Here is an 11,518-nt window from a genome sequence, read left to right as displayed (position 1 = left end):
CCCTCCTGCCCCGCAAGCTCGGCGCGGGACCCTGCAGGAGGGCCGTTCCATCCCCTCAGGACGGGGGGAGGACCGCCCAGACGGTCTTGGCGTCGCCGTCGACGTACCAGCCGTGCGCCGTCGACAGCTCGACGATGAGGTAGAGGCCCAGGCCGCCCTCGGCGGGGTCGCGGTCGACGGCCGGGGTGGGCGGGGTGGAGGTGTCGCCGTCGGTCACCGCCACGAGGAAGGCGTCCCCGGTGCGCCGGACCGCCGCCTGCACCTGCCCCCCGCCGTGGCGCAGCGCGTTCGAGGCCAACTCGTCGAGGACCAGCAGCAGCCGGTCCCGGAAGTCGGACAGGCCGCAGACGATGCGCCAGCGGCGCAGCTCCGCGCGCATCCGCGGGAGCTGGGCGACGTCGGAGAGCTGCCAGGACAGGCCGTCCCACGCGGGCGGCGGGGGTGCCGGCGGCCAGCCGGGTCCGGCTGGTCGGCGTCTCACCCGTCTGCTCCCCGCGCGCTGGTGTCCCCTGCTGGACGTCGATGACGAACACCTGCGTATGGCTCCCGGGAGGCGTGCGCAAACCGAATGGGATCCAGGTCACACGCTGCGTGGTGGAACGGATCCGCTACGTCGGCGTCACGGAACCGGAACACCGGGCCGGGAGCCTGCTCGGGGTACCGACCCTCGGGACCGGGTGTCCCCATGGCCCTACCCCTCGTGCGGCCGCGCGCTGCCGCCCCGCCGAGCACCGACCCGCCGCGAGCGTGCGAGCGGTGGGGGGCAGGAGGGTCCTCACACCTGCTGGCCGGCGTCATCGGCGCGACGACGGGCGAGGCGACCCTGCTGGTGCAGGCCCGCGCCCAGCTGGGCGCGGGCCTGGCCACCCTGCTGCAGACGGTCGGCATCGGCCCGGCCGGCTGCCGCTGATGGTGGGCTCGGGCTTCGCGTTCATCGCCGTCGCGGTGCCGCTGGCCGAGGAGCAACTCGGGGATCGTCGTCGGGGCCGTCGTGGCGGTGGTGCTGAACCTCGTGCTGCCCGGCCGGCGGGTTCAGCCGGCCAGCGCGGCGCAGTAGCCGGCGACGACGGCGGGGTCGCGCATCACCGGCCCCATGACGGCCACACCGGACGCCCCGGCGGCGAGGCAGCCCGCCACGTCGCCGGGGCGCACGCCGCCCAGCGCGAGCACCGGCGGGGCACCGCGCACCAGCGCCGCCAGGCCGGCGGTGCCGAGCGCCGGGCCGTAGCCGGGCTTGGACGGCGTCGGCGCGAACGGCGAGAGCGTCACCCAGTCGCAGCCCTCCGCCGCCGCCCGGGCCAGGTCGGCGGCGGAGTGGCAGGACCGGCCCACCAGCGGCGGGCGCACGGCCGGGAACGGGTCGGCGGCCGTCAGGTGCACCGGCAGGCCGGCGGGGGCGCCGGCCGCGCCGCCCCACACCAGCAGGCCGCCCACCGGGTCGAGCACCGCGCGCAGCCCGGCGGCCAGCGCGGCCCGCTCGGCGACGGGCAGGTCGCGGTCGCGCAGCCACACCGCCCGGGCGCCCGCGGTGACGGCCGCGGCGACGGTGTCGACCAGGGGCGCCGGCGCCTGCGTCCGGTCGGTGACCACGAGCAGGCGGGGGATCACAGCGCCGGCAGGCCCTCGAACGGGGTCGAGGCCTCGGCGTGCCAGCGGCGCGGGATCCGCCCGGCGAGCCTCGCCAGCCGTCCGCCCTCCACCGCCCGGCGCATGGCCAGCGCCATCCGCTCGGGGTCGCGGGCGCGGGTGACCGCGGAGGCCAGCAGGACGGCGTCGCAGCCCAGCTCCATCGCCAGCGCGGCGTCGGAGGCGGTGCCGATGCCGGCGTCGAGCACGACCGGCACCTGCACGGCCTCGCGCAGCAGCGCCACGTTGTGCGGGTTGCGGATGCCCAGGCCGCTGCCGATCGGCGAGCCCAGCGGCATGACGGCGGCGCACCCGGCGTCGGCCAGCCGGCGGCCGAGCACGGGGTCGTCGGTGGTGTAGGCCAGCACGGTGAACCCCTCGGCCACCAGCTGCTCGGCGGCGTCGAGCAGCTCGACGGCGTCGGGGAGCAGCGTGACGTCGTCGCCGATCACCTCGAGCTTGACCCAGTCGGTGCCGAACGCCTCGCGGGCCAGCCGGGCGGTGCGCACGGCCTCGCGCGCGGTGCGGCAGCCGGCGGTGTTGGGCAGCAGCCGGACGCCGGCGCGGTCGAGCACCTGCACCATCGAGCCGGACGCGGACGCCTCCACGCGGCGCAGCGCCACGGTGACCAGTTCGGTGCCCGAGGCGTGGACGGCGGCCTCCAGCGCCTCCAGGCTGGGCACGCCGCCGGTGCCGAGCAGCAGCCGCGAGGTGAACGTCTCGCCGCCGATGGTGAGGTCGTCGCCGGACACGGTCAGCCTCCTGCGGTCGGGGCCAGCACCTCGACGGCGTCGCCGGCTGCCAGCGGGGTCTGCGCCCAGCCGCTGCGCGGGACGACGTCCCCGTTGCGGGCGACGGCGACCCGGTCGTGGCCGGGTGCGCGGGCGGCGACGAGATCGGCGACGGTGGCGCCGTCGGCCACCTCGGCGGCCTCGCCGTTGACGGTGAGCTGCATCCTCAGTCCCTCCGGAAGCGGTCGGCGGTGAACGGGGCGGCGACGTCCGGGAGCGTGCCGGTGACCAACAGCTCGGCGGTGGCCTCGGCGGTGACCGGGGTGAGCAGCACGCCGTTGCGGTGGTGGCCGGTGGCGAGCACCAGGCCGGGCAGCGAGGAGGGTCCGAGCAGCGGCGCGTTGTCGGGGGTGCCCGGGCGCCAACGGGCCAGCGTCTCGGCCAGCTCCAGCTCCTCCACCTCCGGGACGACCTCGATGGCGTCGTGCAGCAGGTCGTGCACGCCACCGGCGGTGACCCGGGCGTCGAAGCCGCGGTCCTCGACGGTGGCGCCCACGACCAGCCCGCCGTCGCCGTACGGGACCAGGTAGACGTGCCGGCCCCTGACCAGCGCGCGCACGGTGCCCTCCAGCAGGCCCCGGGCGCCGGCCAGCCGCAGGACCTGCCCCTTGACCGGCCGCACCGGCAGCGGCGGGACGCCGGGGAGGTCACCGCTGTGGGCCCCGAGCGCCAGCACGGTGGCACCGGCGGCGACCGTCTCCCCGGAGGCCAGCCGCAGCCCGGCCGCCCGGCCGCCGTCGACCACGACCTCGGCCACCCGCTCGCGGACGACCACCACGCCCGCGGCCGTGCAGGCGGCCAGCAGCGCGGCGTGCACGGCGCGGCCGTCGACGGAGTGGTCGCCCGCGACCAGCAGTCCGCCGCGCACCCGGGGAGTCAGCGCGGGCTCGCGGCCGCGGGTCTCGCGCGGGGAGAGACGCTGCGCGGCCAGGCCGAGCCCGCGCTGGAAGGCGTGCAGCGCGTCGAGCTCGCGGACGTCGTCCTCGTCGAACCCGACCACCAGCGTCCCCGCCGTCCGCAGCCCGACCGGCAGCCCGGAGGCCGCCTCCAGCTCGGCGGCGAAGGCCGGCCAGCGCGCCAGCGACGCCGCGCCCAGCCCCAGCAGCGCCTCCTCGCGGTAGCCGGCCTCGGTGACCGGGGCGAGCATCCCGGCGGCGGCGGCCGAGGCGCCGGCGCCCGGGGCGTCGTCGGCGACGGTCACCGACAGGCCGCGCAGTGCCGCCCGCCAGGCGACCGCGAGCCCGACCAGGCCGCCGCCGGCGACGGCGACGGCGGTCATGCCCGGGTGCTCTGCCGGCGGCCCGCCGCCACGAGGGGCAGCGTGAGGACGACGGCGACGGCCAGCCCCACCAGCGACGCCGACCAGCCGTTGCCCGGGTCGATGCCGAGGTCGGCCTGGCGCGCGCCCCACCACGCCGTCCACCCCGACCCCGGGCCGGGGAAGTACGTGGGCAGGGTGAGCTGGTAGGCGACGAACCCGGCGGCCCACGGCAGCAGGTACGCCGGGCGTGCCGGGGCGGTGGCGGAGGTGTCCCAGCGCCCGCGCGGGGTGAGCCAGTAGGCCGCGATCAGCACCCCGGCCAGCGGCACGAACACCGCGCCGATGAGGAAGAGGAAGGGCTCGTAGGCGACGACGTCGAGGGTGAGGGCGAGCAGGGTGGCGATCGCGCCGACGCCGACGACGAGCACCCGCCGGTCGGCCCGGGCGACGACGTTCTGCGCCGACACCGCCGTCGAGTAGAGGTTGGCGAACGCCTCGTCGAGCTCCACGGTGACCAGCACGAGCACGGCCAGCGCGCCCAGCGGCACGGCGAGCAGGGCGCTGATGACGTCGAACCCGGCGCTGCCGTAGGCGGCCAGCGCCAGCACCCCGAGGGTGAACATGACGATCGTGGCCAGGCCGTAGCCCACGCCCGCGCCGACGCCGGCGGCCCGGGCACTGCGCGCGTGGCGGGTGTAGTCGGCGGCCAGCGGCAGCCAGGACACCGGCAGCGCGATGACGATGTCGGCCGCCGTCCAGAACGACGTCGCCCCGCCGCCCTCCAGCGGGGGCAGCGGCTCGGCCAGGACCTGCACGAACAGGTAGGCGACGGCGGCCAGCGCGGCCCACACGGCGTAGCGGGCCAGCACCCGGACGACGCCGAGGGGCTTGAGCGCCATCGCGGTGGCCAGCACGCCGGCGCCGACGACGAACGGCCAGCGCGGCGCGTCGAGCACCCGCGCGGCGGCCTCGGCGATGACCACGATCTCGAACGTGGCCCAGCCGACGCACTGGACGAGGTTGAACGCGGTCGGCAGCCACGAGGTGCGCCGGCCGAGGAGCCCGCGCAGCAGCACCATGCCCGGGACGCTCTCCCGGGCGCCGGCGGCCGCGACCGCGCCGAGCAGCGCCGAGCCGATCACCGCGCCGACGACGATCGCGGCGAGGGTGACCCCGAGCGGCCGGCCGGGCAGGACGACGAACACCGCGGCCACCGGCAGCAGCAGGCTGACACCGAGGTTGGCCCACAGGCCGAGGTTGGCCTGCAGGCCCATCGTGCGGGGCGGCGCCTCCTCGAGGGTGAGGGGTGCGTCGGGGGTGCGTACGGCGTCCGTGCGGACAGGGTCCACCGTGCTCATGAGCGCTCCCTACGCCGGCATTACCCGGTCAGGTTCCAGCGGTCGGCGACGCGGACGGTCGCCCTCTCAGCCCGGCTGCCCCGAGCTCCCGCACATGGCGCGCTCACCCTACGACGGGTGCCCGGGGTCGGCCGACCGGGGCGCGGCCACCACCGGCACGCCGTAACGTGCTCCGCCGTGCCGGTCGCCGACCTGCTCGCCGCCCACGCCGACGCGTGGGGACGGGCCACCCGCTCCCCGTTCCTCGACGCCGTCCGCGACGGCACCCTGCCGCCCGCGGCGTTCGACACCTGGCTGGTGCAGGACGCGCACTTCCTCGCCGACCTGCTGCGCTTCCAGGCCCGGCTGCTCGCCCGCGCCCCGCGGCCGGCCCAGGCGGTGCTGGCCGGGGGCTGCGTGGCGCTGGTGGCGGAGCTGGACTGGTTCGGCCGGGTCGCCGCCGAGCGCGGCCTGGACCTCGCCGCACCGCAGCTGCCGGCCACCATCGCCTACGGGGACCTGCTGTACCGGCTCGACGCCGCCGACGTCGCGACCGCCCTGACCGCGCTGTGGGCCGTCGAACGGGCCTACCTCGACGCCTGGTCGGGCGCCCGTCCCGGCGCCGGGGAGTACGGCCCGTTCGTCGCGCACTGGACGGCGCCGGGTTTCGCCGGCTACGTCGCCGCGCTGGAGGAGGCGGCCGACCGGGCCGGTGCCGACGCCGCCGACCCGGCCGACGACGCGGTGTTCCTCGAGGTGGCCGCCGCGGAGGCCGCCTTCTGGGAGATGGCCCGGTGAGCCCGTCCGCGCGGATGTGGGCCGACAGTGCCGACCTCGCCGCCGCGGCGCTGGGACACCCCTTCGTCACCGGCATCGCCGACGGCACGCTGCCGCGCGAGCGGTTCGCCGGGTACGTCGCGCAGGACGCGTTCTTCCTCGAGGCGTTCGCCCGCGCCTACGCGCTGGGGGTGGCGCACAGCCGCGACCGCGCGACGCTGGAGGCGTTCGCCGACCTGCTGGCCGGCGTCCGCGAGGAGCTGCGGCTGCACGACGGCTACGCCGCCCGGTGGGGCATCGACCTGGCCGCCGTCGAGCCGGCGCCGGCCACCCTCGCCTACACCGAGTTCCTGCTGGCCACCGCCGCGCTCGGCGACGTCGGGGAGGTGTGCGCGGCGATGACGCCGTGCATGCGGCTCTACGCGCACCTGGGGGAGTCCCTCGCGGCCTCGGCGGCCGGGCTCTACCGCGAGTGGGTGGACACCTACGCCGACCCGGGCTTCGCCGACCTCGCCGCGACGCTGGAGGCGCTGCTCGACCGGCTGGCCGCCGACACCCCGGCGGTGCGGCGCGCGTACCGGCGGGCGATGCAGCTGGAGCTCGGCTTCTTCGACGCCGCCTGGGCCGGCCGGGGTACCGTCGCGGCCGAGTGACCGGGGTGTCCGCTCTGGCGAGCGGGCTGAGAACACACCCGTCGAACCTGTCCAGGTCATGCTGGCGAAGGGATGTCACGGCGATGGATGCCGCTCCTCTGACCGCTGCCCGGCTCGCGCTCCCGGGTGCGGCCCCGCTCGTGCACTGCCTGACCAACACGGTCGTGCAGACGCTCACCGCCAACGCGCTGCTCGCCGTCGGCGCCGCCCCGGCGATGGTCGACGAGCCGCTGGAGGCCGAGGGCTTCGCCGCCGTCGCCTCCGCCGTGCTGGTGAACGTCGGCACGGTGAACCAGCGGACCGCCGAGGCCATGCGGCTGGCCGCCCGGTCGGCGTCGGCGGCGGGCACGCCGTGGGTGCTCGACCCGGTCGCCGTCGGCGGGCTGGCCTTCCGCACCGAGCTCGCCGCCGAGCTCCTCGGCTCGCGGCCGGCGGTGGTGCGCGGCAACGCCAGCGAGGTCATGGCGCTGGCCGGCGCGGGCTCCGGCGGCCGCGGGGTCGACTCCACGGCGAAGGCCGACGACGCCCTCGACGCCGCCGCCGACCTCGCCCGGCGCACCGGCGGCGTGGTGGCCGTGAGCGGGGAGGTCGACGTCGTGACGGACGGGTCCCGCACCGTCCGGGTGGGCGGCGGCTCGGTGCTGCTCACCCGCACCACCGGTGCCGGCTGCGCCCTCGGAGCGCTGGTCGCGGCCTACCTCGCCGTCGCCGACGACCCGCTCACCGGCGCGGTCGCCGCGCACGCGCACGTCGCGCTCGCCGCCGAGGCCGCGGCCGCCGCCGGACCCGGCCCGGGCACCTTCGCCCCGCTGTGGCTCGACGCGCTCGACGCCGTCACCGACCTCTCCGCGGCGCGGGTGACCGCGTGAGACCGCCGTTCGACCCGACGCTCTACCTGGTCACCGACACGGCGCTGGCCGGTGAGCGCGGCGTGCCCGACGTCGTCCGCGCTGCCGTCGCCGGCGGGGTCACCGCGGTCCAGGTCCGCGACAAGACGGCGTCGCGGCGGGAGCTGTACGCGCTCACGCTGGCCGTGCGGGCGGTGCTGCCCCCCGGCGTCGCGCTGTTCGTCAACGACGCCGTCGACGTCGCCCTGCTCGCCGGGGCCGACGGCGTGCACGTGGGCCAGGACGACCTGCCCGCCGCCGAGGTGCGCGCTCTGATCGGGCCCGACCGGCTGCTGGGGCTGTCGGCGGGCTCGGACGACGAGCTCGCCGTCGCGCTGGCCCTGCCACCCGGGACGGTCGACGTGGTCGGCATCGGCCCGGTGTGGGCCACGCCCACCAAGCCCGACGCCGGCACCGGCCTCGGTCCCGCGGGCACGGCGGCGCTGGCGGCGAAGGCGGCGGCCGGCGGGCTGCGGTCGGTGGCGATCGGGGGGATCTCGGTGGAGCGGGCGGCGGAGGTGACCGGGGTGGACGGGGTCTGCGTCGTGTCGGCGATCTGCGCCGCACCCGACCCGGCCGCCGCGGCCCGCGCCCTCCGGGGTGTCCGGTGACCCCCGTCGCGCTCACCGTCGCCGGCAGCGACCCCAGCGGCGGCGCCGGCATCCAGGCCGACCTGAAGACCTTCAGCGCGCTGGGCGTCTACGGCACCGCCGTGCTCACCGCGCTGACCGCGCAGAACACCCGCGGCGTCACCGGCGTGCACCCGGTGCCGGCGGCGTTCGTGGGCGAGCAGATCGCCACGCTGCTCGCCGACGTGACCGTGCACGCCGCCAAGACCGGGATGCTCGGCACCGCCGACGTCGTCCGCGAGGTCGCCGCCGCGCTGGCCGGGCGGGTGGCCGGGCCGGTCGTCGTCGACCCGGTCATGGTGGCCACCAGCGGCGACCGGCTGGTCGACGACGACGCGATCACGGCCGTCCGCGAGGTGCTGCTGCCGGTGGCCGACCTGGTGACGCCGAACGTGCCCGAGGCCGCGGCGCTGCTCGGCGTCGCCCCGGCCACGACGGTCGACGAGCTGGCCGTGCACGCCGGGGAGCTGCTGGAGCTCGGGCCCGGGGCCGTGCTGGCCAAGGGCGGCCACCTCGGCGGCGACGAGAGCCTCGACGTCCTGGCCACCGCCGACGGCGTCGTCGTCACCCGGCGGCCGCGGGTGGACACGACGGCCACGCACGGCACCGGCTGCACGCTGTCCTCGGCGATCGCGGCGCTGGTCGCCCGCGGCGTGGGCGGGCCGGCCGGCTGGGAGCCGGCCGTCGAGCGCGCGCGCAGCTACCTGCAGCGGGCGCTGGAGGCGGGGACCTCGCTGGGCATCGGCTCCGGGCACGGCCCGGTGCACCACTTCGCCGGCATCTGGGAGCGCTGAGCCCCGGGCGCGCCGTGCCGTCCGCGCGTGCGCAGCCCGTCGAGATCCCGCCATCTCGTACGCCCGGGAGGCGCGCGGCGTGCGAGATCCCGCCATCTCGACGGGGTCCGCCGCCCCAGCCTCAGCGGGCGGCGACGGCCGTGCGGACCAGGTCGGCCACCGGCTCCGGGTCCTCCAGGTAGGGCAGGTGGGCCACCCCGGGCAGCACCCGGCGGGTCGCCCGGGGGAGCCGGGCCACCAGCTGCTCGCACTGGTCGAGGAGGAACGGCACGTCGAGGTCGCCCCAGGCGACGGTGACGGGGACCTCGACCTCGGGCAAGCGGTCCCACGCCGCGATCCCGGCGTCGCCGTCGCCCTCCGGGAGGCCGTGGCGCAGGATCGTCGCGTTCATCGCCAGGGCCAGCTCGCGTGCGGGGCCGGCGACGCGTCCCTCCGGGCCGGCGGGACCGTCGAGCCACAGCCACGTCTCGAGCCGGCCGACCTCGTCCAGGTCCCCGGCGGCCGTGGCCGGGCCGAGCAGGTCGCCCAGGCGCTGGGTGACCGGGTCCAGCTCGTCGGGCTCCGGCGCACCGCTGACCGCCGGGGCGATCAGCACCAGCCCGGCGACCCGGTCCGGGTGCAGCACGGCGGTGTCGAGCGCCACCTGGCCGCCCATCGAGCTGCCGACGAGCCACGCGGGCCCGCCGCCGAGGTGGTCGAGCAGTGCGACCAGGTCGTCGACGTGGGTGAACGGCGTGGTGGACACCGGGCTGTCCCCGAAGCCCCGCCGGTCGGCGGCGACGACGTGGTGCGCCCCGGCGAGCAGCTCGGCGGTGCCGTACCAGCTGCGGCGGTCGGCGACGCCGGCGTGCAGCAGGACGACCGTCGGGCCGCTCCCCGGCCACTCGTCGGCCACGACCGGCACGTCGTCGAGGGGGACCGTTCGCCTCATGGCGCCATCCTGGGGCCTCGGCTCCCGGGGCGGCCGGTCCTCCTCGCCGGACCGGTCGGGGATCGAGAAGCGCCGGTCCCCGCGCGGTCCCTGGCGTCCTCGCCATGACCAGCACCGACAGCAGCACGAGCCAGGGGTTCAGGGCCGAGGAGCGGGCCGCGGTGGAGGAGCACGCCCGCGAGCTGAGGACGGAGGCGCTCCGGACCTCGCGCGCGGACGAGGCGGCGCAGGAGGCGCGGGACGTGCTCGCGGACATCGCCGGGATGTCCGACCCCGACCGCTACGGGATGCCCGCCCACGCGCTGGACGGCAGCGTCGTCTGCTACTTCCACAGCGCGGAGACGTTCACGGCGCGCTACGCGATCCTCGGGTTCGACGACCGGGCCCGCCTGGACGACGAGCCGATGGGGGCCACCTCCTCCGGCCCCACCGAGGTGACGGCCGAGGTGGAGGAGCGCATCGCCGCACTCGTGGCCCGGGCGGTGGGCTGAGCCCGTCCCGACGGCGGGGGACGCCGGCTACCCGGTCACGAAGCCGATCAGCAGGTGGGCGTTGAGGGCGATGATCAGGGCGGCCACGACAGCGCCGGTCACGGTGGTGACGCGCCGGTTGACCCAGCCGCCCATGAGGTCGCGGCGGGAGGTGAGCCACAGCAGCGGCACCAGGGCGAACGGGATGCCGAAGCTGAGCACCACCTGTGACCACACCAGCGCCGTGGTGGGGTCGCCGCCGAGGACGAGCACGGCCAGCGCCGGGGCGAGGGTGATCAGCCGGCGGGTCAGCACCGGGATGTGCCGCTTGAGGAACCCCGCCATGACCACCTGCCCGGCGTGCGTGCCCACCGAGGAGGAGGCGAACCCGCTCGCCAGCAGCGCGAGGGCGAAGGCCAGGGAGGCGCCGGCGCCGAGTTGCTCGCCGAGCCCGGCGTGCACGCCCTCCAGAGAGGCGGCCTGGTCGGCGTCGCCGGTGAACAGCTGCGCGGCGATGATGAGCATCGAGGCGTTGACCAGCCCGGCCAGCCCCATGGCGAGCAGCACGTCGATCCGCTGGGCCCGCAGCAGGCGGCTCCGGCCGGTCCGGGTGCGGCCGGCGGTGACGACGTCGCCGTAGCGGCCCGGGGTCAGCGCGGAGTGCACGTAGATGACGTGCGGCATCACGGTGGCGCCGAGGATGCCGGCGGCGAGCACCAGGCTGTCGGGGCCGGCGAAGGTGGGCACCATGCCGCCGGCCAGGCCGCCGAGGTCGACGCCCGAGCCGACCAGCGTGTAGGCGAACCCGGCACCGATCACCAGCAGCAGCCCGGTGATGACCCGCTCGAAGGGCCGGTGCCCGCGCGACTGCGCCGCCAGCAGCACGAAGGCGACGATCGCGGTGATGACCCCGCCGATCGGCAGCGGCACCCCGAACAGCAGGTACAGCGCGACGGCGCCGCCGACGATCTCGGCGAGGTCGGTGGCGATGGCGACCGCCTCGGCCTGCACCCACAGCCCCCAGGTGACCGGGCGGGGCAGCTGCTCGCGGCAGTTGGTGGCCAGGTCGCGACCGGTGGCCAGGCCGAGCTTGGCGGTGAGCGTCTGGATGAGCATCGCCATGAGGTTGGCCGCGACGATCACCCACAGCAGCGTGTAGCCGAACGAGGCGCCGCCGGAGAAGTTGGTGGCGAAGTTGCCGGGGTCGACGTAGGCGACGGCGGCGACGAAGGCCGGGCCGAGCAGCGGCCACAGGCGGCGCCGTCCGGTGGGCGGCGGCGGTGGTGTCTTCGGCGTGCCGACGAGCGTCGTCGGCAGGACGGCGGCCTCGGTCTTCGACAGGTACACGGGGGCCTCACAGGG

The 11,518-nt window shown here is 77.3% G+C and carries 15 protein-coding genes and 1 riboswitch; of the genes, 7 read left to right on the top strand and 8 right to left on the bottom strand.

What is annotated here, in order from left to right; genetic code table 11:
* Positions 1 to 55: 55 nt before the first annotated feature.
* Positions 56 to 481, bottom strand: coding sequence for an ATP-binding protein (locus BM165_RS21715; RefSeq protein ID WP_075015629.1), 426 nt, complete (start codon positions 479 to 481; stop codon positions 56 to 58).
* Between the two features lie 204 nt (positions 482 to 685).
* On the opposite strand from BM165_RS21715, the gene BM165_RS21710 reads away from it, so the two are divergent.
* Complete coding sequence (locus BM165_RS21710) at positions 686 to 910, top strand: hypothetical protein (protein WP_143108271.1); 225 nt, start codon at positions 686 to 688, stop codon at positions 908 to 910.
* Positions 911 to 1,032: 122 nt separating this feature from the next.
* Here BM165_RS21710 and BM165_RS21705 read toward each other — a convergent pair whose 3' ends face one another.
* From BM165_RS21705 to BM165_RS21685, 5 genes are read right to left on the bottom strand one after another with little or no spacing between them, the layout of a single operon-like run.
* Complete coding sequence (locus BM165_RS21705; RefSeq protein ID WP_075015627.1) at positions 1,033 to 1,608, bottom strand: thiamine phosphate synthase; 576 nt, start codon at positions 1,606 to 1,608, stop codon at positions 1,033 to 1,035.
* On the bottom strand, positions 1,605 to 2,378 hold the full coding sequence (locus BM165_RS21700; protein WP_075015626.1) for a thiazole synthase: 774 nt from the start codon (positions 2,376 to 2,378) through the stop codon (positions 1,605 to 1,607). The genes BM165_RS21705 and BM165_RS21700 overlap by 4 nt, the downstream gene beginning before the upstream one ends.
* A gap of 2 nt (positions 2,379 to 2,380) precedes the next feature.
* Positions 2,381 to 2,581 (bottom strand): sulfur carrier protein ThiS, encoded by a 201-nt coding sequence (thiS, locus tag BM165_RS21695; protein WP_075015625.1) that lies wholly within the window; start codon positions 2,579 to 2,581, stop codon positions 2,381 to 2,383.
* 2 nt (positions 2,582 to 2,583) lie between these two features.
* The gene (gene thiO / locus BM165_RS21690; RefSeq protein ID WP_075015624.1) at positions 2,584 to 3,696 is read right to left on the bottom strand and encodes a glycine oxidase ThiO; all 1,113 of its coding nucleotides are present in this window, start codon (positions 3,694 to 3,696) and stop codon (positions 2,584 to 2,586) included.
* Positions 3,693 to 5,036: a purine-cytosine permease family protein gene (locus tag BM165_RS21685; RefSeq protein WP_075015623.1), complete on the bottom strand. Its 1,344-nt coding sequence runs from the start codon at positions 5,034 to 5,036 to the stop codon at positions 3,693 to 3,695. The genes thiO and BM165_RS21685 overlap by 4 nt, the downstream gene beginning before the upstream one ends.
* 177 nt (positions 5,037 to 5,213) lie before the next feature.
* Here BM165_RS21685 and BM165_RS21680 point away from each other — a divergent pair, with 177 nt between their 5' ends.
* The 5 genes from BM165_RS21680 to thiD all read left to right on the top strand — a co-directional run bounded on the left by BM165_RS21680 (position 5,214) and on the right by thiD (position 8,755).
* Positions 5,214 to 5,813, top strand: coding sequence for a thiaminase II/PqqC family protein (locus BM165_RS21680; RefSeq protein WP_075015622.1), 600 nt, complete (start codon positions 5,214 to 5,216; stop codon positions 5,811 to 5,813).
* Positions 5,810 to 6,445: a TenA family protein gene (locus BM165_RS21675; RefSeq protein ID WP_075015621.1), complete on the top strand. Its 636-nt coding sequence runs from the start codon at positions 5,810 to 5,812 to the stop codon at positions 6,443 to 6,445. Before BM165_RS21680 ends, BM165_RS21675 begins: the two co-directional genes overlap by 4 nt.
* A riboswitch (TPP riboswitch) is annotated at positions 6,437 to 6,536 on the top strand. It overlaps the preceding gene by 9 nt.
* Positions 6,529 to 7,314, top strand: a complete 786-nt coding sequence (gene thiM / locus BM165_RS21670) for a hydroxyethylthiazole kinase (protein WP_075015620.1) — start codon at positions 6,529 to 6,531, stop codon at positions 7,312 to 7,314. (Overlaps the previous riboswitch by 8 nt.)
* On the top strand, positions 7,311 to 7,943 hold the full coding sequence (thiE, locus tag BM165_RS21665) for a thiamine phosphate synthase (RefSeq protein ID WP_075015619.1): 633 nt from the start codon (positions 7,311 to 7,313) through the stop codon (positions 7,941 to 7,943). The genes thiM and thiE overlap by 4 nt, the downstream gene beginning before the upstream one ends.
* Positions 7,940 to 8,755 carry a bifunctional hydroxymethylpyrimidine kinase/phosphomethylpyrimidine kinase gene (gene thiD, locus BM165_RS21660; protein ID WP_075015618.1) on the top strand — a complete coding sequence of 272 codons (816 nt, stop codon included), beginning with the start codon at positions 7,940 to 7,942 and terminating at the stop codon, positions 8,753 to 8,755. Before thiE ends, thiD begins: the two co-directional genes overlap by 4 nt.
* Positions 8,756 to 8,876: 121 nt before the next feature.
* On the opposite strand, the gene BM165_RS21655 is transcribed toward thiD, so the two are convergent.
* Complete coding sequence (locus tag BM165_RS21655; protein ID WP_075015617.1) at positions 8,877 to 9,686, bottom strand: alpha/beta fold hydrolase; 810 nt, start codon at positions 9,684 to 9,686, stop codon at positions 8,877 to 8,879.
* A 104-nt stretch (positions 9,687 to 9,790) separates the two neighbouring features.
* Between BM165_RS21655 and BM165_RS21650 the strand changes: the two genes are divergently transcribed.
* Positions 9,791 to 10,177 (top strand): hypothetical protein, encoded by a 387-nt coding sequence (locus BM165_RS21650; protein WP_075015616.1) that lies wholly within the window; start codon positions 9,791 to 9,793, stop codon positions 10,175 to 10,177.
* A 27-nt stretch (positions 10,178 to 10,204) separates the two neighbouring features.
* On the opposite strand, the gene BM165_RS21645 is transcribed toward BM165_RS21650, so the two are convergent.
* Positions 10,205 to 11,503, bottom strand: coding sequence for an Nramp family divalent metal transporter (locus tag BM165_RS21645; RefSeq protein WP_075015615.1), 1,299 nt, complete (start codon positions 11,501 to 11,503; stop codon positions 10,205 to 10,207).
* Positions 11,504 to 11,518 lie beyond the last annotated feature (15 nt).

This window comes from Geodermatophilus obscurus (assembly GCF_900115395.1).
Classification (GTDB): Bacteria; Actinomycetota; Actinomycetes; order Mycobacteriales; family Geodermatophilaceae; genus Geodermatophilus; species Geodermatophilus obscurus_B.
Note: the sequence above shows the minus strand (reverse complement) of the source record. Positions and strands in the feature narration are given on the sequence as shown.

What these genes read in the sequence shown, in the direction of transcription:
- thiM (WP_075015620.1), top strand. Translation starts at nt 6,529, where the DNA reads ATGGATGCCGCTCCTCTGACCGCTGCCCGGCTCGCGCTCCCGGGTGCG.
- BM165_RS21710 (WP_143108271.1), top strand. Translation starts at nt 686, where the DNA reads ATGGCCCTACCCCTCGTGCGGCCGCGCGCTGCCGCCCCGCCGAGCACC.
- BM165_RS21685 (WP_075015623.1), bottom strand. Translation starts at nt 5,036, where the DNA reads ATGAGCACGGTGGACCCTGTCCGCACGGACGCCGTACGCACCCCCGAC.
- thiS (WP_075015625.1), bottom strand. Translation starts at nt 2,581, where the DNA reads ATGCAGCTCACCGTCAACGGCGAGGCCGCCGAGGTGGCCGACGGCGCC.
- BM165_RS21655 (WP_075015617.1), bottom strand. Translation starts at nt 9,686, where the DNA reads ATGAGGCGAACGGTCCCCCTCGACGACGTGCCGGTCGTGGCCGACGAG.
- thiO (WP_075015624.1), bottom strand. Translation starts at nt 3,696, where the DNA reads ATGACCGCCGTCGCCGTCGCCGGCGGCGGCCTGGTCGGGCTCGCGGTC.
- BM165_RS21650 (WP_075015616.1), top strand. Translation starts at nt 9,791, where the DNA reads ATGACCAGCACCGACAGCAGCACGAGCCAGGGGTTCAGGGCCGAGGAG.